This is a genomic window from Mesorhizobium sp. LCM 4576 (assembly GCF_001854815.1).
Lineage (GTDB): Bacteria > Pseudomonadota > Alphaproteobacteria > Rhizobiales > Rhizobiaceae > Mesorhizobium > Mesorhizobium plurifarium.
Window position 1 is genome coordinate 472,310 of the sequence record NZ_MDDT01000057.1, and the last position, 19,973, is coordinate 492,282.

The 19,973-nt window shown below is 64.4% G+C and carries 23 protein-coding genes; 16 read left to right on the top strand and 7 right to left on the bottom strand.

Going from position 1 to position 19,973, the window contains the following annotated elements:
* The first annotated feature begins 45 nt into the window (after window positions 1-45).
* A complete protein-coding gene (locus tag LCM4576_RS27940; protein WP_040984260.1) occupies window positions 46-756 on the top strand; it encodes a GH25 family lysozyme in 711 nt (236 codons plus the stop codon).
* A 39-nt stretch (window positions 757-795) separates the two neighbouring features.
* Here the strand turns inward: LCM4576_RS27940 and LCM4576_RS27945 are convergent, their stop codons facing one another.
* Window positions 796-1,725, bottom strand: a complete 930-nt coding sequence (locus LCM4576_RS27945; protein WP_071035660.1) for a DMT family transporter — start codon at window positions 1,723-1,725, stop codon at window positions 796-798.
* 144 nt (window positions 1,726-1,869) lie between these two features.
* On the opposite strand from LCM4576_RS27945, the gene LCM4576_RS27950 reads away from it, so the two are divergent.
* Window positions 1,870-2,343 (top strand): Lrp/AsnC ligand binding domain-containing protein, encoded by a 474-nt coding sequence (locus LCM4576_RS27950; RefSeq protein ID WP_071035661.1) that lies wholly within the window; start codon window positions 1,870-1,872, stop codon window positions 2,341-2,343.
* A gap of 34 nt (window positions 2,344-2,377) precedes the next feature.
* Here the strand turns inward: LCM4576_RS27950 and LCM4576_RS27955 are convergent, their stop codons facing one another.
* Window positions 2,378-3,034, bottom strand: coding sequence for a uracil-DNA glycosylase (locus tag LCM4576_RS27955; RefSeq protein ID WP_040984253.1), 657 nt, complete (start codon window positions 3,032-3,034; stop codon window positions 2,378-2,380).
* Between the two features lie 12 nt (window positions 3,035-3,046).
* Window positions 3,047-3,628 (bottom strand): NYN domain-containing protein, encoded by a 582-nt coding sequence (locus LCM4576_RS27960; RefSeq protein ID WP_040984251.1) that lies wholly within the window; start codon window positions 3,626-3,628, stop codon window positions 3,047-3,049.
* 305 nt (window positions 3,629-3,933) lie between these two features.
* Here LCM4576_RS27960 and rpoZ point away from each other — a divergent pair, with 305 nt between their 5' ends.
* From rpoZ to LCM4576_RS27980, 4 genes are all read left to right on the top strand, one after another.
* The gene (gene rpoZ / locus LCM4576_RS27965) at window positions 3,934-4,335 is read left to right on the top strand and encodes a DNA-directed RNA polymerase subunit omega (RefSeq protein ID WP_071035662.1); all 402 of its coding nucleotides are present in this window, start codon (window positions 3,934-3,936) and stop codon (window positions 4,333-4,335) included.
* A 126-nt stretch (window positions 4,336-4,461) separates the two neighbouring features.
* On the top strand, window positions 4,462-6,693 hold the full coding sequence (locus LCM4576_RS27970; protein ID WP_071035663.1) for a bifunctional (p)ppGpp synthetase/guanosine-3',5'-bis(diphosphate) 3'-pyrophosphohydrolase: 2,232 nt from the start codon (window positions 4,462-4,464) through the stop codon (window positions 6,691-6,693).
* Window positions 6,694-6,800: 107 nt separating this feature from the next.
* Window positions 6,801-7,379, top strand: a complete 579-nt coding sequence (pyrE, locus tag LCM4576_RS27975; RefSeq protein ID WP_071035664.1) for an orotate phosphoribosyltransferase — start codon at window positions 6,801-6,803, stop codon at window positions 7,377-7,379.
* Window positions 7,380-7,448: 69 nt separating this feature from the next.
* The gene (locus tag LCM4576_RS27980; protein WP_071035665.1) at window positions 7,449-7,832 is read left to right on the top strand and encodes a VOC family protein; all 384 of its coding nucleotides are present in this window, start codon (window positions 7,449-7,451) and stop codon (window positions 7,830-7,832) included.
* Here the strand turns inward: LCM4576_RS27980 and LCM4576_RS27985 are convergent.
* Window positions 7,810-8,340, bottom strand: coding sequence for a GNAT family N-acetyltransferase (locus tag LCM4576_RS27985; RefSeq protein ID WP_198540323.1), 531 nt, complete (start codon window positions 8,338-8,340; stop codon window positions 7,810-7,812). The genes LCM4576_RS27980 and LCM4576_RS27985 overlap by 23 nt on opposite strands.
* 214 nt (window positions 8,341-8,554) lie before the next feature.
* Between LCM4576_RS27985 and LCM4576_RS27990 the strand changes: the two genes are divergently transcribed.
* The 7 genes from LCM4576_RS27990 to recO all read left to right on the top strand — a co-directional run bounded on the left by LCM4576_RS27990 (window position 8,555) and on the right by recO (window position 14,200).
* Window positions 8,555-9,142 carry a DUF2062 domain-containing protein gene (locus tag LCM4576_RS27990; RefSeq protein WP_071035667.1) on the top strand — a complete coding sequence of 196 codons (588 nt, stop codon included), beginning with the start codon at window positions 8,555-8,557 and terminating at the stop codon, window positions 9,140-9,142.
* Window positions 9,139-9,552, top strand: coding sequence for a holo-ACP synthase (gene acpS, locus LCM4576_RS27995; RefSeq protein WP_071035668.1), 414 nt, complete (start codon window positions 9,139-9,141; stop codon window positions 9,550-9,552). The genes LCM4576_RS27990 and acpS overlap by 4 nt, the downstream gene beginning before the upstream one ends.
* A 79-nt stretch (window positions 9,553-9,631) precedes the next feature.
* Window positions 9,632-10,381 carry a signal peptidase I gene (gene lepB, locus LCM4576_RS28000; RefSeq protein ID WP_071035669.1) on the top strand — a complete coding sequence of 250 codons (750 nt, stop codon included), beginning with the start codon at window positions 9,632-9,634 and terminating at the stop codon, window positions 10,379-10,381.
* Window positions 10,382-10,385: 4 nt separating this feature from the next.
* Window positions 10,386-11,102: a ribonuclease III gene (rnc, locus tag LCM4576_RS28005; RefSeq protein ID WP_071035670.1), complete on the top strand. Its 717-nt coding sequence runs from the start codon at window positions 10,386-10,388 to the stop codon at window positions 11,100-11,102.
* On the top strand, window positions 11,087-12,019 hold the full coding sequence (gene era / locus LCM4576_RS28010; protein ID WP_198540324.1) for a GTPase Era: 933 nt from the start codon (window positions 11,087-11,089) through the stop codon (window positions 12,017-12,019). Before rnc ends, era begins: the two co-directional genes overlap by 16 nt.
* A 167-nt stretch (window positions 12,020-12,186) precedes the next feature.
* The gene (locus LCM4576_RS28015) at window positions 12,187-13,248 is read left to right on the top strand and encodes an aromatic ring-hydroxylating dioxygenase subunit alpha (RefSeq protein WP_083361549.1); all 1,062 of its coding nucleotides are present in this window, start codon (window positions 12,187-12,189) and stop codon (window positions 13,246-13,248) included.
* A 199-nt stretch (window positions 13,249-13,447) separates the two neighbouring features.
* Window positions 13,448-14,200 (top strand): DNA repair protein RecO, encoded by a 753-nt coding sequence (gene recO, locus LCM4576_RS28020; RefSeq protein WP_071035672.1) that lies wholly within the window; start codon window positions 13,448-13,450, stop codon window positions 14,198-14,200.
* A 13-nt stretch (window positions 14,201-14,213) separates the two neighbouring features.
* On the opposite strand, the gene LCM4576_RS28025 is transcribed toward recO, so the two are convergent.
* On the bottom strand, window positions 14,214-14,678 hold the full coding sequence (locus LCM4576_RS28025) for an NUDIX domain-containing protein (RefSeq protein WP_071035673.1): 465 nt from the start codon (window positions 14,676-14,678) through the stop codon (window positions 14,214-14,216).
* Window positions 14,679-14,913: 235 nt separating this feature from the next.
* Between LCM4576_RS28025 and LCM4576_RS28030 the strand changes: the two genes are divergently transcribed.
* Window positions 14,914-17,694 (top strand): DUF2339 domain-containing protein, encoded by a 2,781-nt coding sequence (locus LCM4576_RS28030; protein WP_071035674.1) that lies wholly within the window; start codon window positions 14,914-14,916, stop codon window positions 17,692-17,694.
* 18 nt (window positions 17,695-17,712) lie between these two features.
* On the opposite strand, the gene LCM4576_RS28035 is transcribed toward LCM4576_RS28030, so the two are convergent.
* Entirely contained in the window at window positions 17,713-18,108 is a 396-nt protein-coding gene (locus LCM4576_RS28035) for a hypothetical protein (RefSeq protein ID WP_071035675.1), read from the bottom strand.
* The gene (locus LCM4576_RS28040; RefSeq protein ID WP_071035676.1) at window positions 18,101-18,352 is read right to left on the bottom strand and encodes a type II toxin-antitoxin system Phd/YefM family antitoxin; all 252 of its coding nucleotides are present in this window, start codon (window positions 18,350-18,352) and stop codon (window positions 18,101-18,103) included. The genes LCM4576_RS28035 and LCM4576_RS28040 overlap by 8 nt, the downstream gene beginning before the upstream one ends.
* Before the next feature lie 214 nt (window positions 18,353-18,566).
* On the opposite strand from LCM4576_RS28040, the gene LCM4576_RS28045 reads away from it, so the two are divergent.
* Window positions 18,567-19,085, top strand: coding sequence for an RNA polymerase sigma factor (locus tag LCM4576_RS28045; RefSeq protein ID WP_040984221.1), 519 nt, complete (start codon window positions 18,567-18,569; stop codon window positions 19,083-19,085).
* Window positions 19,082-19,873: an anti-sigma factor gene (locus LCM4576_RS28050; RefSeq protein ID WP_071035677.1), complete on the top strand. Its 792-nt coding sequence runs from the start codon at window positions 19,082-19,084 to the stop codon at window positions 19,871-19,873. Before LCM4576_RS28045 ends, LCM4576_RS28050 begins: the two co-directional genes overlap by 4 nt.
* Window positions 19,874-19,973: the final 100 nt, after the last annotated feature.

Genomic DNA, 19,973 nt, shown 5'->3' on the forward strand with positions numbered 1-19,973 from the left:
TCGCCGGTTCCTTGGTCCGGYGCACCTTGCGACGGGGGACGGATCTTGGGGAAGCGGATTGTTTTCTGGGGCCTCGCCGGCGTGGTTGTCGCCTGTGCCGTCGTGGCAGGCGCCTATTTCTGGTTCCGCGGCTTTTCACCTGACCGCGCGGAATTCCCGGTCCGGGGCATCGACGTCTCCCACCATCAGGGAAAGATCGACTGGCCGCGCGTGGCGGCCGACGATGTCGCCTTCGCCATCATCAAGGCGACCGAAGGCGGCACCCATGTCGACACCCTGTTCGCGACCAATCTGCGCGAGGCTCGCGCGGCCGGCCTGGCGGTCGGCGCCTATCACTTCTTCACCTTCTGCCGCCCTGGCGCCGACCAGGCGAGGAATTTTATCGCCGTGGTGCCACGYGGCGAGCCGCTTTTGCCACCCGTGGTCGACATCGAATTCGGCGGCAACTGCCCGCAGCGTCCGTCGCCCGAGCAGTTGAATATCGAGCTTGCCGCTTTCCTCGGCCCGGTCGAGGCGGCGTTCGGCAAGCAGGCGATCTTCTATCTGACCGACGAAGCGGCCGACACCTATTCCGGCAGCATCATGACCCGTCAGCGCTGGCTGCGTTCGCTGGCGATGAAGCCGCGCGAGAACGACTGGATCTACTGGCAGTATCATAATATGGGCCGCGTCGACGGCATCGAAGGCGATGTCGATCTGAACGTTCTGAAGGGTAGCCGCGAGACGCTGGCCGCGTTGTTCGCGCCGACGCCCTGAATTGCCGGCTCTTGAAGTGTCTGCCGTACCGCTGAAGGCTCACGATCCTGCCTGCGCGGCTGCATCAAGACGTTTGCTGGCAATCCRCCCTCCGATCGCCGACAAGCCCATCCCGGCGGYCATGATCGCGATGGCTGCGAACTGGATCGCCATCGGCGTTTCGCCAAGCACGGYCATGCCGACAACCACGGTGGCGATCGGTATGCCGGGCAGGAACAGCGATGCCGTCTGCGGCCCCAGTTGCCGGACGACGTAAGTATAAAGGAACATGGCTGCCGCGCCGGCCAGAATCCCCTGGACCACGATCTGGCTGATGATCTCCGTGGCGGCCGCCGCATGGATATGGCTTGGCGCGAAGAGATAGAGAGYCGGCAGCGGCAGGCAGGACAGGAGCGCCACCGCGGCCGTCGCCGTGACCGGATCGRCACGCCAGCGCCTGACAAGAACGGCATAGGCCGAAAACATCAGGCCCGATCCGATGAAAAGCATATCGCCGAAGAGAACGCCGCCGGTGCCGTCGCGCGCCGGCGCGACGAACAGCGACAGGCCGGCGATGATCGCCAGCACACCGATGGTCCGTTGCCGCGAAGCGCCGTCATTGAAGACGACGCGTGACAGGAGGAACGAAAAGAACACGATCGACGCGGGACAAAGCGCTGCCGCATGGGCGGCGGGGGCATGGGTCAGTCCCCAATTGATGATCAGCGGATAAGGCAATCCGGCCAGCGCCGCCAAAGCCAAGGCCCGTCGCCAGCCAAGCGCTCTCATGCTTGCGAAGCCGCCGCGCCAGACGATCGGCAGAAAGACCGCTCCCGCGCCGCCAAAGCGCAAGGCGGCCAGATCCGTCGCCGTGAGGTGCTCCCGGAGGCTGAAGCGCGCCGCGACGAATTGGATTGCGTAGATGCCGATCATGGTCAGGCCCGCGATGATCGCCAGCCCGGAGTTTCCTGAGTCTCGCGTGTCCGCCATGTCCTGCCGCCGTCATGACATCGCCACTGAAGATCGTCTCCGCGGAATTCGATGTAGGCACAGGCTATTGCCGAAAAGCCTGCGGTAAAATACGCTCCTTTATCGAAATTCGAGTGAAACTCGCAGATCAGAGGCAGATTTGGCGTGAATGCTGAAGCAGACGACCTCGACGCGGTCGACCGCAATCTCCTGCGGCTGCTGCAGGAGGATGGACGTCGCACCACACTCGATCTCGCGGCGCGCGTCGGCCTGTCGCCGACCGGCACCAGCCTGCGGGTGAAGCGGCTGTTTCGGGAAGGCTATATCACCGCGGTCAGGGCCGTGCTCAATCCGGCAAAGATCGGACGCGGCACGCTCGTCTTCATCGAGGTACGTCTCGATCACACGGCGCCGCATATTTTCGAGCGCTTCGCCGAAGCGGTGACCAAGGCGCCCGAGGTTCTCGAGTGCCACATGGTCGTCGGCGGCTTCGACTATCTGGTAAAGGCGCGCACCTCGGAGATGGCCGCCTATCAGGATTTCCTGACGCGGGTCATTCTCGCGCTGCCGGGCGTGAAGGAGACGCACACTTACGCCTCGATCGGCGACGTGAAGCCGGATGCCCTGCTGCCGGTATGAATGGGAAGTCGGACCGACAGGAAGCCGCTTGACTCTAGCTCTTCAGGAACGCCGCGATCTCGCTGAACACATTGACGAACATCTCTTCCGTCAGCACGCCGGTATTGGTGTTGTAGCGCGAGCAGTGATAGCTGGAAAACAAGGTGACGCCGCCGGCTTCCTGGCGCCCGCCATGGCGGAACGGCAAGGCGGCGACACGCCCGCCCAGCGCCCGCACCGTCGACTGATGCGCGATCGAACCCAGCGTCAGGATGGCGCGAAGGTTGGGGAAGCGCGCAATGGTGGGTTTCAAAAAAGTTCGGCATGTCGAGATTTCGGCGCCCACCGGCTTGTTCTCCGGCGGCACGCATCGCACCGCATTGGTGATGGCAGCGCCGACAAGCTCGAGCCCGTCGTCCGGCCGCGCCTTGAACTCGCCGCGCGCCAGGCCATGCTTAATCATCGTGCCGTAGAGCAGGTCGCCGGCATAGTCGCCGGTGAAGGGGCGCCCCGTGCGGTTGGCGCCGCGCAGGCCGGGCGCCAGCCCGACAATCAGGAGCTTGACCGAATTCTCGCCTTCCGGCGGCAGGAAGGTCGGCACCGGCGCATTGAACCAGCTCGGTTCGCGCTCGCGCCAGGCGGCGATGAAATCGTGCAGCCGCGGGCAGAGCGGGCAGTCACGGCCGGGCTCGGGGGAGGGTGCGGCGCTCAAGGCCGCCGCCCGTCAATAATCGTCCTCGTCGACTTCGGCGGGTTCAGGCCGGCGCACAGGCCGTTCGGACGGGTCGCGGCCGACTTCGCTCTTTAGTGTCATCAGGTCGATGAAATGGTCGGCCTGGCGGCGCAGATCGTCGGAGATCATCGGCGGCTGGGAAGCCATGGTCGAAATGATCGACACCTTGCGGCCGCGCCGTTGCAGCGCCTCGACCAGCGTGCGGAAGTCGCCGTCGCCGGAGAAGATCACATAATGGTCGACGACATCGGCAAGCTCCAGCGCGTCGACCGTGAGCTCGATATCCATGTTGCCCTTGATCTTGCGCCGGCCGGTCGAGTCGGTGAACTCCTTGGCGGGCTTCGTCACCACCTTGAAGCCGTTGTAGTCCAGCCAGTCGATCAGCGGCCGGATCGAGGAATATTCCTGATCCTCGACCAGCGCRGTGTAATAGTAGGCGCGCAGCAGGTAGCCGCGCTTCTGGAAGCTCGACAGGAGCTTGCGGTAATCGATGTCGAAGCCCAGCGCGCGGGACGTGGCGTAGAGATTGGCGCCGTCGATGAAAAGAGCGATCTTTTCACGGGGATCGAACATTGAAAAACATCCCTTTTCAAAAATTTCTGTCGTCTAAAAGCGTTTGACGAATAGGTCCGGCAAATGGGCCTCGGTACCGTCACATCCGAGATAACGCGCAATTTGTGGATATCCAAGGGCACGGCCCGCATTGCAAGCAATTGTGATCGCGACTATGTGAGCGCCATCATGGCGCGCTCCGATGATGAGCCGGGCAAGGGGCCGCGAAAGTCGGCGCCGGCRCCATAAAGCTTGTGTTTCGGCCGCGCTCGCGTTATGGAGCGCGCCAGCTTTCCATCAAATCCATCGCATGAAAGGGGCAGTCCATGGCCCGCGTAACCGTTGAAGATTGCATCGACAAGGTCGATAACCGTTTTGAACTCGTGCTGCTCGCCGGCCATCGCGCCCGCCAGATCAGCCAGGGCGCGCAGATCACCGTCCCGCGCGACAATGACAAGAACCCGGTCATCGCGCTGCGCGAGATCGCCGACGAGACGCTCTCTCCCGACGACCTCAAGGAAGACCTGATCCACTCGCTGCAGAAGCATGTCGAGGTCGACGAGCCGGAGGCCGAGGGCGAGGCGATCACCGACCAGACCGGCACGACCGCTGTCGCGGCCGACACCGACGACGCCGAGGAAAATATCGCTTTCGACCGTATGAGCGAGGAAGACCTGCTCGCCGGCATCGAAGGTCTGGTGCCGCCGGAAAAGAGCGACGACTACTAAGCGTCATGGGAACTTGCCTGGATCAAGCATCCGGCACTTCCGTCTCGTAAGTTTCGTGGCTATCTATGACATGCGCCGCAAGCAACAGCGGCGCATGATTCATTTCAGCACCGCGAGATTCCGCCCATGATGCGTCAGTATGAGCTTGTCGAGCGCGTCCAGCGCTACAAGCCTGACGTCAACGAGGCGCTGCTCAACAAGGCCTACGTCTATGCCATGCAGAAGCATGGCCACCAGAAGCGCGCCTYGGGCGATCCCTATTTCTCGCATCCCCTCGAAGTCGCCGCCATCCTCACCGACATGCATATGGACGAGGCGACCATCGCCGTTGCCCTGCTGCATGACACGATCGAGGACACGACGGCGACCAGGGCTGAGATCGACGAGCTCTTCGGCCCCGAAATGGGCAAGCTGGTGGAAGGCCTTACAAAGCTGAAGAAGCTCGATCTGGTCTCGAAGAAGGCCGAGCAGGCGGAAAACCTGCGCAAGCTTCTGCTCGCGATCTCGGAAGATATCCGCGTTCTTCTGGTCAAGCTCGCCGACCGCCTGCACAACATGCGCACGCTCGACCATATGCCCGAGTCCAAGCGCCTGCGCATCGCCGAGGAGACGATGGACATCTACGCGCCGCTGGCCGGGCGCATGGGCATGCAGGGCATGCGCGAGGAGCTGGAGGAAATCGCCTTCCGCTATATCAATCCAGAGGCTTATCGCGCCGTCACCGCAAGGCTTGCCGAGATTTTCGAGCGCAACAAGGGCGTCCTGCAGGAGATCGAGACGGCGCTGTCGGGCCTGTTCGAGAAACATGCCATCAAGGCGAGCGTGAAGAGCCGGCAGAAGAAGCCATGGTCGGTGTTCCGCAAGATGGAGGCCAAGGCGCTCTCCTTCGAGCAGCTCTCCGACATTTTCGGCTTCCGCGTCGTCGTCGATACGGTCGACGACTGCTACCGCGCGCTTGGCGCCATCCACACCACCTGGTCGATGGTGCCCGGCCGCTTCAAGGACTACATCTCGACGCCGAAGCAGAACGACTATCGTTCCATCCACACCACCATCGTCGGGCCGTCGCGCCAGCGCGTCGAATTGCAGATCCGCACCAAGGAGATGAACAAGATCGCCGAATATGGCGTCGCCGCRCATTCGATCTACAAGGACAGCGGCGGCAAGATGAATGGCGCCGGCCATGCGATCTCCAGGGAAACCAACGCCTATGCCTGGCTGCGGCGCACCATCGAGCAACTGGCCGAGGGCGATAATCCGGAGGATTTCCTCGAGAACACCAAGCTGGAGCTGTTCCAGGACCAGGTGTTCTGCTTCACGCCCAAGGGCATGCTGATCGCGCTGCCGCGCGGCGCCACGCCGATCGACTTCGCCTATGCCGTCCACACTGATGTCGGCGACACCTGCGTCGGCGCCAAGGTCAACGGCCGCATCATGCCGCTGATGACGGAACTGAAGAATGGCGACGAGGTCGAGATCATCCGCTCCAAGGCGCAGGTGCCGCCCGCCGCCTGGGAATCGGTCGTGGTCACCGGCAAGGCGCGCGCCGCCATCCGCCGCGCCACCAAAAATGCCATTCGCAAGCAATATTCCGGCCTCGGCGCCCGGATTTTGGAGCGCGCCTTCGAGCGCGCCGGCAAGACCTTCACCAAGGAGAGCTTGAAGCCGGTGCTGCACCGCCTGGCGCGCAAGGACATCGAGGACGTGCTGGCTTCCGTCGGCCGCGGCGAGTTGAGCTCCACCGACGTCATGAAAGCGGTCTTCCCCGACTATAAGGACGAGCGCGTCACCGTCGCCCCGCCCAAGCAGCGCGAGGAAGGCTGGTCGAAGATCCGCAACGCCGCCGGCATGCTGTTCCAGATGCCCGGCACGCGCGCCGCGAAGAAGGGCAAGGATCAGCCGCGCGACGGCGCGGTGCCGATCCGCGGCGTGCGCGGCGACCTGCCGGTGCGCTTCGCGCCGGAAGGCGCCGTGCCCGGCGACCGCATCGTCGGTATCATCCAGCCGGGAACCGGCATCACCATTTATCCGATCCAGTCGCCGGCGCTGCAGGCCTTCGACGATCAGCCCGAGCGCTGGATCGATGTGCGCTGGGACATCGACGAACGCACCAAGGAGCGGTTCCCGGCGCGCATCTCGGTCACCGCCATCAATGCGCCCGGTTCGTTGGCCGACATCGCCCAGGTCGTGGCGTCCAACGAWGCCAACATCCACACGCTGTCTATGATACGCACGGCACCCGATTTCACCGAGATGCTGATYGACCTCGAGGTCTGGGACCTGAAGCATCTCAACCGGCTGCTGTCGCAGCTGAAGGACAATTCGAGCGTCAGCGATGCGCGGCGTGTGAATGGGTGAATGTGAATAGTGAATAGGAATAGAGGGTGCTTTCACTACCATTCACCATTCACCATTCACCACTCACCATTCACTATTCACCACTCGCCAAAGGCATGGAGCGAACAATGAACACCGACGAAGTGCTGGGCATTTTCCGCGAGGCCGGTGCCRTTCTCGAAGGTCATTTCATCCTGACGTCGGGCCTGCGCAGCCCGGTCTTTCTGCAGAAGGCCCGCGTCTTCATGCATGCCGATAAGACCGAGCGGCTGTGCAGGGCGCTGRCCGAGAAGATCCGCAAGGCGCTGCCCGGCAGGATCGACTATGTCGTCGGCCCGGCCATCGGCGGCCTGATCCCGGCCTATGAAACCTCGCGTCATCTGGGTGTCCCGGCGATCTGGGTCGAGCGGGAAGGCGGCGAGTTCAGGCTGCGCCGCTTCGAGATCGCCAAGGGCGCGCGCGTCGTCATCGTCGAGGACATCGTCACCACCGGCCTGTCGATCCGCGAGACCATCGATTGCCTGCGCGAGCTTGGCGCCGAGGTCGTGGCGGCGGCCTGCATCATCGACCGCTCGGCCGGCAAGACCGACGTCGGCGTGCCGCTGATCGCGCTTGCCGAATATGAAGTGCCGGCCTATCCCGCCGACCGCCTGCCGCCGGAACTTGCCGCTATTCCAGCCGTTAAGCCCGGAAGCCGCAACATCTGACTCCGCAATGCATGACAACAAGCAGTTGGGCGTGTCGCTTGAATCTCTCCGGCAGCCGCCGGGGGCGCGATGATCGCCGGAATCGACCATTTCGTGCTGACGGTTCGCTCGGTCGAAGCGAGCTGCGACTTCTACGGGCGCGTGCTTGGCATGCGGCGGCTGGATGAGCCCAACCGGCCGACCGCGCTTTTGTTTGGCTCGCAGAAGATCAACCTGCACGAAACAGGCCGCACTTTCGAGCCGAAGGCAAAGGCGCCGACGCCCGGTTCCGGCGATTTCTGCCTCGTGGCGGCAGTGCCGCTCGCCGAAGTCCGGGCGAGCCTCGAAGCAAATGGCGTGGCGATCGAAGTCGGTCCGGTCGAACGCACCGGCGCGCGCGGTCCGATGATGTCGGTCTATTTCCGCGATCCGGACGGCAATCTGGTCGAGGTCAGCGAATACCGGCTCGACTGAGATCGAGCCGCATGGCGCAGCGCTGCTCCAAAGCCATGCCGTGCTCGGCCTCGTCGCTGAGCAGGCTGGCCAGCCGTCCGCCGATCTCGGCATCTTCCAGGACACGAAATCCGAACTTGCGGTAGAAGGGCGCGTTCCAGGGCACAGTGCGAAACGTGGTCAGCGTCACCGCCGCCAGGCCGCGCCGCCTGGCGTCCGCGACCGCCCGCTCGAGCAACGCGCGGCCAATGCCTTGGCCCTGCCGGTCGAGGCGCACGTCCAACTCCCAGACATGCAGCGTATCACCCTCGATCCCGGCGCTCAGGAAGCCGGCCGGCCGGTCCTCTTCGTCCGCGGCAATCCAGCATGCGCCCGCGGCAATCAGCGCGCAGTGTCGCTCGACGCTGACATTGTCACCGTCGGCAAGCCACGCCAGTTCCGGAATGGCGCGGAACGCCAGTCCGGCCGATTGTTCGATCGCCGGCAATGCCTCCGCGTCGTCGGCCCGCGCCGGTCGAATGGTGATCATTTGGCTCATCCCGGTTGTCTTCCTCAGTTTCGCCAGAATGACGGCCTTGTTACAGCCTGCGGCAGACCATCGCGGCGGCGTTTCGTTGTTACGCGGCCTGGGCGTCGCTATATCAAAGACTTGTTGCCTTTCTGCGCCATCGAAGCGCAAGATATGTGTGGCGCGACCCGGTGGTGGCAGGGGCAGCGCGTGTTGGACCGGGAACTGGAACAGAGTGCTTTTTCGACGCCGAGAGCCTGATGGCCTCCTTGAGCGGGTGCGTACTTATCTATGGCCGCGCCGCTCGTTCTCACGTTCCGTGCAATATTTCTCCAAGCGCATCCTGCGGCTGAAGGCGACGCCGCATTCGGTCGCCGCCGGCGTCGCCGCGGGCGTTTTTGCTTCCTTCTTCCCGCTCGGCTTCCACTTCATCGTCGCGGCCGTGCTGTGCTGGATCATCGCCGGCAATCTGGTTGCGGCTGCGCTCGGCGCCGTGTTCTTCGGCAATCCGCTGACCTTTCCGCTTTTGTGGGGCGCGTCCTGGGAAACCGGCAAGCTGCTGCTGCACGAACATCTGCCGAAGCACGGGCCGCCCGAGCATCTGGGCGAARTGATGCACAAGCTTTCCTTCGCCAAGCTCTGGCACCCCGTTCTTGAACCGATGCTGATCGGTGCGGTGCCGCTCGGCCTGGTCTTTGGGCTCGTTTTCTACGCCATCACCCGCTGGGGCATGACTGTGTTTCGCGAGCAGCGCAGGAAGCGCATGGCCGAGCGTGCCGAGAAGAAGGCAGGGCAGGGTGGACGGGAAGTGCCGGCGGAATGATCATCGGCATCGGCAGCGACCTGATCGACATCAGACGCATCGAGAAATCGCTGGAGCGRCACGGCGAGCGCTTCGTCCAGCGCATCTACACCGAKGTCGAGCAGGCCAAGTCGGAAAAGCGCGCCGCACGCGCGGCTTCCTATGCCAAGCGCTTCGCCGCCAAGGAGGCCTGCGCCAAGGCGCTGGGCACCGGCATGGCCGAGGGCGTGTTCTGGCGCGACATGGGCGTGGTCAACCTGCCGAGCGGCGCCCCGACCATGGCGCTGACCGGCGGCGCCGCGGCCAGGCTGGAGAAAATCCTGCCGAAAGGCCACCGTGCCCTCATCCATCTCACCATCACCGACGATTTCCCGCTTGCTCAAGCCTTTGTGATCATCGAGGCGGTGCCCGCCGAACAAGCGCCACATTGATTCCATCTGACCACGAGCGGCATGACGTTGCTCAGCGCGCGCCGAGACTCTATACCAACATCGCACAATCGAGGACGACATGAGCGTGGCTGAAAAATCGCAGAAGAAATCCGGCGGACTTRGTGAAACCGTCTCCGTCATCATCCAGGCTCTGCTGCTCGCGCTCGTCATCCGCACGCTGYTCTTCCAGCCCTTCTCCATTCCGTCGGGCTCGATGCGGCCGACGCTGCTCGAAGGCGACTATCTCTTCGTCACCAAATGGGCCTATGGCTATTCGCGTTACTCGCTGCCGTTTGGCCCCGATCTCTTCTCGGGCCRCATCTGGGGCTCGGAGCCCAAGCGCGGCGACGTGGTGGTGTTCAAGTTCCCGCCGGATCCGTCGGTCGACTACATCAAGCGCGTCGTCGGCCTGCCCRGCGACAAGATCCAGATGAAGGACGGTCAGCTCTTCATCAATGACGTCGGCGTGCCGCGCGTGAAGACCGGTCAGATCGACAATCCCGACGTCACCGAGGAAAACCGGCCGATCGACGTCTATCGTGAAACGCTGCCGAACGGCGTCAGCTACGACACGCTCGACATCAATTCCGATTCGATTGGCGACAACACGCGCGAATTCGTCGTGCCGGCCGGGCACTATTTCATGATGGGCGATAATCGCGACAATTCCTCCGACAGCCGCTTCGCCGTCGGCTATGTGCCGGCCGAGAACCTTGTCGGCCGCGCCAACCTCATCTTCTTCTCGATCGCCGGCAAGGCGAGCCCGCTCGAGATATGGAAGTGGCCGTCGCTGATGCGGGCCGGGCGCCTGTTCCATTTCGTCCAATAGAGCGATGGCGGCCAGCAAGCGTTYGACCGCCGATGCCTTGGCCGAGGCGCTTGTTGAGCGTACCGGCCATGCCTTCGCCGACCGCCAGCGCCTGCAGCGGGCGCTGACCCATGCCAGCGCGCGCTCGACCCATGCCGGCGTCGACTACGAACGTTTCGAGTTCCTGGGTGACCGCGTTCTCGGGCTTGTCGTCGCCGACATGCTGCTCGCGACCTTTCCCGATGCCGCCGAGGGCGAGCTGTCGCTGCGCCTCAACGCGCTGGTCAATGCCGAGGCGCTCTCCCAAATCGCCGAGGAGATCGGCTTGCCCGAGCTTATCCGCGCCGGCTCCGACGTGCGCAATCTCGACGGGCGCAAGCGCACCAATCTGCGCGCCGATGCGCTGGAATCGCTGATTGCCGTGCTTTACCTGGATGGTGGCCTTGAGGCTGCCCGCGCTTTCATCCATCGCTATTGGCAGCCGCGTTCGCAAGCGATCGGGGCTGCGCGGCGCGACGCCAAGACCGAATTGCAGGAATGGGCRCACCAAGCCGCGGCCGGCGCCGTGCCGGCCTATCGCGTCGACGGTCGCGAGGGGCCGGATCACGACCCGATGTTCACCGTCAGCGTCAAGGTCGGCTCTTTCGCTCCGGCGACCGGCAGCGGGCGCTCCAAGYGCGAGGCCGAGCAGGCCGCCGCGGCTACTCTTTTGCTGCGCGAAGGCGTATGGAGCGTGGCATGAGTGATACGCAAACCCCTGAAGCCCCCGCGATGCGCTCCGGCTTCGTTGCGCTGATCGGCGCGCCCAATGCCGGCAAGTCGACGCTGGTGAACCAGCTGGTCGGCGCCAAGGTGTCGATCGTCACCCATAAGGTGCAGACCACCCGCGCCATCGTGCGCGGCATCGCCACGCATGACAACGCGCAGATCGTCTTCGTCGACACGCCCGGCATCTTCAAGCCGAAGCGGCGGCTGGACACCGCGATGGTGACCACCGCATGGGGTGGCGCCAAGGATGCCGATGTCGTCGTGCTTCTGATCGACGCAGAGCGCGGTATCAAGGGCGATGCCGACGCCATCCTCGATCGGCTCAAGGACGTCCGGCAGCCGATGCTGCTCGTCCTCAACAAGGTCGATCGCGTCAAGCCGGAAACGCTTCTCGCCTTGGCCGYGACCGCCAACGAACRCGTGYCGTTCAAGCGCACCTTCATGGTCTCCGCGCTCACCGGCTCCGGCTGCAAGGACCTGCTCGACTATCTCGCCGAGACGCTTCCGGCCGGTCCCTGGTATTATCCCGAGGACCAGATCTCCGACCTGCCGATGCGCCAGCTAGCGGCGGAGATCACGCGCGAAAAGCTCTATCTCAGGCTGCATCAGGAACTTCCCTACTCCTCGCATATCGAAACCGAGAAATGGGAAGAGAAGAAGGACGGCTCGGTGCGCATCGAGCAGGTCATCTATGTCGAGCGCGACAGCCAGAAGAAAATCGTGCTCGGCCACAAGGGCGAGACGATCCGTTCCATCGGCCAGGCCGCGCGGACCGAAATCGCCGAGATCCTCGAGCAGAAGGTGCACCTTTTCCTGTTCGTGAAGGTGCGCGAGAACTGGGGCGATGACCCCGAGCGCTACCGCGAGATGGGGCTGGAGTTTCCGGGGTAAGCCGGGCAAGCCACGCTCATCCACATTGTGGCGAATTGGACGAGGCGCAACGGTGCGGGCCCAAAGACCGCCTAGCGCCATCGGCTTACAGGCTGTGCGCAGCGGAGCGCATTCCCTTGCGATGTCGCCCCGCCTACGACAGGATTGCCGCAACTGGAGATTAGTCTATGACACCGGACAGCTTGCGACCCGACCACCCGACGCCCCACACTCCGCCCGTGCAATACCTGAACCTGGACCCGTCGCTTTATGTCCGCGATGATATCTGGCAGCAGGAACGGTCCAACATCTTCGCGCACACCTGGCAATTCATGGGGCCTGTCGCCTCGGTCGCGTCGTCGGGTCAATACCTTGCCATCGACATCGCTGGCACGCCGATATTCGCCATCCGGGGCCGGGACGGGAGCTTGCGCGGATTTAAGAACGTCTGCCGCCACCGGGGGGCGAAACTTCTGGCCGATGGCGCGGGCAAATGTGGGCTGATCGTTTGTCCCTATCACAAATGGTCCTTTGCCGACACCGGACGGCTGGTGCAGGCCCCATGGTATGGCAAGGATCCCGCGATCATCGCCGAAGACTGGCCGCTGGAGACGGTGCAGTTATCCGAATGGCGCGGGCTGCTCTTCGCGGCACTCGATCCGAAGGAAAGTCTTCTGGATCAACTTGGCTCTCTGCCMGCCGAACTGGCGGACGAGCCGTTGGAGAGCTATGCCGCCACCGATCAGGCCACTGTCAGCTTTGCGGCGAACTGGAAGATCTACACCGACAATTTCGTCGAAGGCTACCACATCCCCGGCACGCATCCCTCGTTCTACGCTGCCATCGACTTCGAAGCTTTCCAGACCACCGCCCATCCCGGTTATGTCCGGATGACCGCACCGCCAAAAGACGGTTTGTTCTATCGCRGCAAATGGCTTTGGATGTGGCCGAACTGGACGCTGTCGCTTTTCGATGGCGGCATGAACGTTAGYCGGATCAACCCGACCTCACCGCATCACACAGACCAGCACTACCATTTCTTCTTTGCCGACACCTCTGCGGAAGCCTCCGAGAGCAGGGCGAAATCCGTGCAGGGCACCTTGGCCGTGGTACGCGAGGACTACACCATCTGCGCCGATACGCACCGCAACTATGCCGCAGGGGCCTATAGCTCCGGCCCGCTTTCGGGGCGGCATGAGCGAGGAGTGCAGTATTTCCAAGAACGGGTCCACGCGGCACTGGGGCTGTGACCACCCCGGCGCCGAGCGCAACCGAAAGAGTCGGCATTCGTGCTTGATCAAATTTTGCCTGAACCTCCGGTTGGAGGCRCATTGCTGCCATTCGGGACGCGACCGATGAAGGTCTCCAACGAGCATCAAAGCCGACAATTGGCCGGCGGGCCGCTCGTGTCCTTGATTTCGCCGTCCAACAGGTGAAAAGCTCCCGTCCATGGAATGGCGCGACGAGGGAATCGTTCTCGGCACCCGCAAGCATGGCGAAACCAGCGCCATCCTCGAGGTGATGACGCGCGCGCATGGCCGCCATCTCGGCCTGGTGCGGGGAGGGCGCTCGCGCAAGCAGCAGCCGGTGCTGCAGCCCGGCAACCGCGTCGACCTTTTGTGGCGAGCGCGGCTCGACGAGCATCTCGGCGTCTTCCAGGCCGAGGCGATCGAGATGAATGCGGCGCGGCTGATGGACAGCGCGGTCGCGGTCTACGGGTTGCAGACCATGGCCGCGCATCTGAGGCTCCTGCCGGAGCGCGACGCCCATGGCGGGCTTTACGAGGCGCTTGCCGTAATGATCTCGCATCTGGGCGATGCCGATGCGGCGGGGGAGCTGGTGGYGCGCTTCGAGCTGCTCATCCTCGACGAACTGGGCTTCGGCCTCGACCTCAGCCAATGCGCGGCGACCGGCGCCAGGCAGGATCTCGCCTATGTCTCGCCGAAATCCGGGCGCGCCGTGTCGCGCGCAGCGGGTGCTGCCTGGCACGACAAGATGCTGGCGCTGCCGGCTTTCCTCCAGCGCGGCTCCGGCCTGCGCGCCGATGCGGCAGCCCTGGAAGACGCGTTCCGGCTGAGCGGCTTCTTCTTCAACCGCCATGTCTATGAGCCGCGCGGCCTCGATCCACCCGACGCCCGCGCCGGCTTCCTCGCCGCGCTGCGTCGGCATCATGCCACGGTGAAGGTGATTGAGACCGGATAGCAGATAAGCGCGCCTAATCCGCGCTGCGCCGTTCCAGGAAATCGTCGAGCATGGGGCGCTGGCCCTTGAGGATCTTGACCGCGGCTTCGGACAGCGAAAACCAGCCGGCTCGATCCACCTCCGGGAATTCCTTCAGGCGTCCCGATTTCGGCGGCCACTCCATGGCGAACATGTTGCTCCTGACGGCATCCGCATCGACGTCCGCCTCGACACTCCACGCGATGACGATCTTCCCGCCGGGCTGCTTGTAGCTGCCGAGCGGCCGGAAATCGCCTTCGATGGCGACGCCGAGTTCCTCCTCGGCTTCCCGTTTGGCGGCCTCGAGCTCGTCCTCGGTGTCGCCGATCAGTCCCTTTGGGATCGACCACGCGCCTTCATCTTTTCTGGCCCAGAACGGGCCTCCAGGGTGGACGAGCAGGAATTCGAACATACCGGCAATGCCCCTGTGGATCAGCAGGCCCGCGCTTTTCTGCGCCATCGGTCACCTCGTGACATTGTCTTCGTCCGCGCGAGAATAGCACGAAGTATTTCGCGGCAGAGGTCGCGCGATCCCCCTTCAATGCCGCAGCCGGGCATTGGATAAACCGGCAAGTTGCTGGCAATCAGTCATGAAACATGCTCGATCTTGTTAGTCGGCAAGATGCTGATTTGCGTCAGCCGTCTCGTTGCCGCATTTGTTGCCCACGACTGGTCTGGTTTTGAGGGAAACCGCCATGTTTTTCAGCCTGATCGCCATTGCCGCCGTCATAGCTCTTTTCGTCATCGTTTCACGACAGCAGAACCGCATAGCGCTGATAGAGCGCGAATTGGGCGTCCTGCGCGGCCTGCTGCAGTCGGACGCTTCGCTGTCTGCGCCCAAGGCGGACGCTGCGCAGGAAGGCCTTCCCGAGGAGGCCAAGGCAGCCGCAGCGCCTGCCGCGCCGTTGGCTGACGGCACGACCGCGACCGAGGAGGTCGTCGCGACGCCCGAGCCCGAAGGCGAGGCCGTGGCCGGGCCCTGGACGAAGGGCAAGGCTGCCCCTGCGCAATCCGCCGGACCGGCCGAACCGGCGCAACCCGCCACCGTGGCCGAGACGCCTGCGGCAGGATCGCCCGCGCCCGCCAAGGCGGCGCCCCAGAGCGATGTTGAGACGGCGCTGGGCACGCGCTGGGCGGTCTGGGTCGGCGGTATCGCCCTGGCGCTGGGCGGCCTGTTCCTGATCCGCTACACCATCGAGGCCGGCATTTTCGGCCCCGGCGTGCGCCTCACCATGGCCGGCATCCTCGGCCTGGCGCTGATTGCCGGCGCCGAATTCATCCGCCGCACCGGCTTCAAGGTGCCGGTGCAGGGCGCCGCCGGCGCCTATATCCCGTCGATCCTGACGGCGGCCGGCGCCTTCATCCTGTTCGGCACGGTCTACGCGGCGCACGGCATTTATGGCTTTATTGGTCCGGCGACGGCCTTCGCGCTGCTGGGCGTCATCGGCGTCGCGACCATCGGCGCTGCGCTGGTGCATGGCCTGGCGCTGGCCGGCATCGGCCTCGTCGGCGCGATGGTCACGCCGGCGCTGGTCGCCTCGCAGGCGCCCAATCCCTGGGCCCTGTTCGTCTATCTGGCGATCATGCTTGCCGCGACCGCGGCAACCGCCCGCATCCGCGACTGGAAGGCGCTGGTGGCGGCTGCCTTCGCCGGCACAGGCATCTGGACCATTCTCTATATGGTCGACGCGCCGGACGTGAACCTCGCCGCCGTGCTGTTCATCAGCCTGGCCACGCTCGTCGTGCTTGCCTTCGTCTGGCTCGGCCTTTTCTCGGCGACTGGCCGCGAAGCTGCGGCGCGCGGCTTCGACTGGCCATCGATCGTGCCCGGCTTCTTCATCGCCCTGAGCGCGCTTGGCCTGTCCGTCGATCCGGCTTTTGCCAGCGCCGGCGACGCCTTGCACGGCGCTGTCCTGCTGGTTGCACTGGTCGCGGCGGCGCTCTACCGGCCGCGCGCGCTTCCGCTGGTCTTCGCCGCCGGCATCGCCACCGTGCTGATCTATCTCGGCATAATCCCGCCCGCCACGATCGGCGCCAACGCGCTCGATGTCGGGCTGGACGCTCAGCCTTTGGCGTCGTCCGACGCCCTGACTTTCCGCATCGGCATCGCGCTTGGCCTTGTCTTCATCGGCGCCGGTTTCTGGGCCGCGCGCCGCTTCGCCGCAACTGCTCCGGCGCGCGCGGCGTGCTGGGCCGCCTGGGGCGTCATCGTCCCGCTGGTGGTGCTCACCGCCCTGTGGCTCACCTTCGGCGATGTCGACCGCGATTTCGGCTACGCTCTGCCTGCGCTGTTGCTGACACTGGTCTTCGCCGCCGGCGGCGAGTGGATAGCGCGCTCCGAGCAGCCGCCGCTGGCCGGCGGCCCAGCCGTCTCCTTCGCGCTGGGCGGCGCCGGCATCGCCGGCCTGCTGATGTTGCATATGGCCTTCGGTTCGGGGTGGACGACCGTGCTGCTTGGAGCCGCTGCGGTCATCCCGGCGCTGGCCACGCGCTGGCGGTCGTATCCCGTGCTGGGCTGGATCGCGGTCGGCGCGGCGGTCGCCGTGCTCGGCCGTGTCGCCTTCGATCCGACCATCTTCGGCGCGGCGTTTCTCTCCAGGACGCCGGTCTTCAACTGGCTGCTGCCGGGCTATGGCATGCCGGCGCTCGCCTTTGGCTTTRCTGCCTGGCAGCTCGCCCGCACCACCGACGGCCGGCCACGCCTTGCCATGGAGGCGGCCTCGGCGCTGTTTGCGCTGCTMACCATCGCCATGCTGGTGCGCCACGCCATGCATGGCGGCGTCATCGACACCGGCACCGTGACCCTTGCCGAACAGGCGATCTACACGCTGATCGCGCTCGGCGCCGGCGCGATCCTCGTCGCCATCGATATGCGCTCGCCAAGCTCGGTTCTGCGCTATGGCTCGATGGCCGCCGGCGTGGTCTCGGCAGGCTTGATCGCGGTTCAGCATTTCGTGGTGCTGAACCCGCTGTTGACGGACGAGTCGACCGGCACGATCCCGGTCTTCAACCTCCTCTTCCTTGCCTATTTGTTGCCGGCAGTCGCCGCCGGCGCGCTGGCGCTCTATGTCCGCGATAAGCGCCCGCGATGGTATGCGGCAATGCTGGCCCTTATCGCCGCGTTGCTAGCCTTCGCCTATGCGACGCTGTCGGTGCGCCGCCTGTTCAAGGGCGAGTTCATCGCCTTGTGGAGCGGGCTCGGCCAGGTCGAGACCTACACCTATTCGGCGCTCTGGCTGGTCATCGGCGTGGCGCTGCTCACCGCCGGCGTCTGGCTGAAATCGCAGGTGCTGCGCATCGCCTCCGCGGTGCTGATCGCGGTCGCGGTGGTGAAGGTCTTCCTCTTCGACATGTCGGAACTGGAAGGCGTGCTGCGCGCACTCTCCTTCATCGGCCTCGGTGCCGTGCTGATCGGCATCGGCCTGTTYTATCAACGRCTGCTGACCAGGGCGGCGAGGGAGGGGAGAGCGGGCTAGGTTCCTTCGACGCTGCTGCTATTTCCGTACAACGCCCCGCAGYCGACGCTGGTTGGCTGCCTCTTTGATGAGGCCAGCAATCTTGCGCACGAACGCCGGACTGAAAGAACCGATCGGCTTGGTCGAGACCAGGTCGTAAGCTTCGTCAGTCCGCACCCGGTTGTATTCGTCGAGAATCAGCCATGATGGAAAATCGAGGCCGCCCCTCCGGCACTCGATCTCACTGATGGCAATATACGTGCGGGTCGCATCGGGTTGTTGCGAGGTGAGCGGGAACAGGAACAGCGCAGCCGGCGCGGTCGGCGTTCTGACGACTATGCAGACAGGGCGCGCCTTGCGGCCGGATTCCTCACCGGCGTCAGCCTGCCGCRCCCACAAATAGTAGTACCGGAGCAGATCGCCGGGCTCAAACATCCGGCTCATCGCCGGTTATGATGGCTTCCAACCCGGACATCAGTTCGTCGTGGACCTCGTCCGGTGCRCCCTCCAGCGTGTAAGCGGCGGCATGAGACGAACCAACGAGTTGCCGGTATTGTCTGGCCGATAGGATGATCAGCTTCTCCTTGCCGCGTTTTGTAAGAGCGACAGGCTCGATCATTGCCGTTTCGAGGATTTCACCCGACGCGCGGTTCATATCTGAAAAGGTGAATTGCTTCATTGGTCACCTCCTACGTGATATACCTAGTATACCTATATTACGTAATGAAACAATCCGTCCTGGACGACTTTGAGCTGGGAATAAACCGCCCTCCACCATCGTTATTCACGTGCTTGGGTAAACGCAGCGGTTCGGCCGCCTCGCGCTGACTGCTTGCACCGCGCCGGGAAGGCGCGTTCTATCGGGATGGAAAGCGACCTCGAAACAAGCGGTCATGGACGACAAGAAGGCAGCGATCCTGAGCGAAATACCGCGGTTGCGGCGCTATGCGCGCTCGTTGCTGCGCGAGCGCGATTCCGCCGACGATCTCGTCCAGGATTGCCTGGAGCGGGCGCTTGTGCGGCTCGACAACTGGCAGACTGGAGAGAGCCCCCGGAGGTGGCTGTTCACGATCATGCATCACTTGTTCATCGACCAGATGCGCAAGGTCAACCGGCGCGGCGAGGCGGCGATGCTGCCTCTCGAAGCCGGTGAGGCCCAAGCCGCGCCCGCCGATCAGGTCGAGACCATCGCCTCGCGCGAGATCATGGATGCCTTGCAGGCGATCAGCCCCGATCGCCGCGCGGCATTGGTGATGGTCGCCATCGAGGGCTTTTCCTATGCCGAGGCCGCCAACATCCTTGGGGTGCCGGCCGGCACGCTGATGTCGCGCATCGCGCGCGGCCGCGAGGAATTGCGAGGATTGCTCGACGACACATCGCGCCGCCGCTCGATAAGGATCGTTGAGAAATGACCCGCCACGATTTCTCCGAACGCGATATCCATATGGCCCTCGACGRCGAGCTGCCGGGCGAGGAGCGCATGGCTTACGACGCCTGGCTCGAGGCCAATCCCGAGATGAAGGCGAAGTCCGCGCGCTACATCGCCGACCGCGCCGCCATGCGCGCCGCCTTCGCGGGCGTGATGGACGAGCCGGTGCCGGCGAGGCTGCGGCAGGTCGTGCTTGGCGAGGCGCCCGTGAAGGTGCCGGCCTGGCGCTCGCGCTGGTGGCTGTCGGCTGCCGCGGCCGTGATGCTCGCGCTCGGCGGGCTCGGCGGCTATGTCGCGGGCATCGACGGCATCGCCCGGGGCGAGGGCGACGACCAGCTCGCCGAGCAGGCGATCGCAGCCCACGTCATCTACGCCGCCGAGAAGCGCCACGCCGTCGAGGTTCCGGCAAGCGACAAGGATCATCTCCAGACCTGGCTCTCGAACCGTATCGGGTTGAAGCTGGTTGCGCCCGATCTTGCGGCCGAGGGCTTCGATCTCGTCGGTGGCCGGTTGCTGCCTGCCGGAGACCAGGGCAAGGCGGCGATGCTGCTTTATGAGGACGCCAAAGGCGAGCGCGTCTCGCTCTACATCACCGCCGAATCGTCGGAGACATCCAAGGGCACCTATACTGCCGAGACCGGCGGGCCGGAGGCTGTCTACTGGCTGGACAAGGGCTATGCCTGCGCGGTCGTCGGCTCGTTGCCGCCGGAGCGCCTGTCGGATGTCGCAAAGAACGCCTACGGCCAGCTCGTGGCCGGCATATCGAGCTGAACCGGCTGCGTTTTTCGGCGACCGGCAGTGCTTTGAACGGCAATTCCGTTCAAGCGCCTGGGCGTTTCCTGCCGTGGCGGAAACTGTCACAATTCGGCCC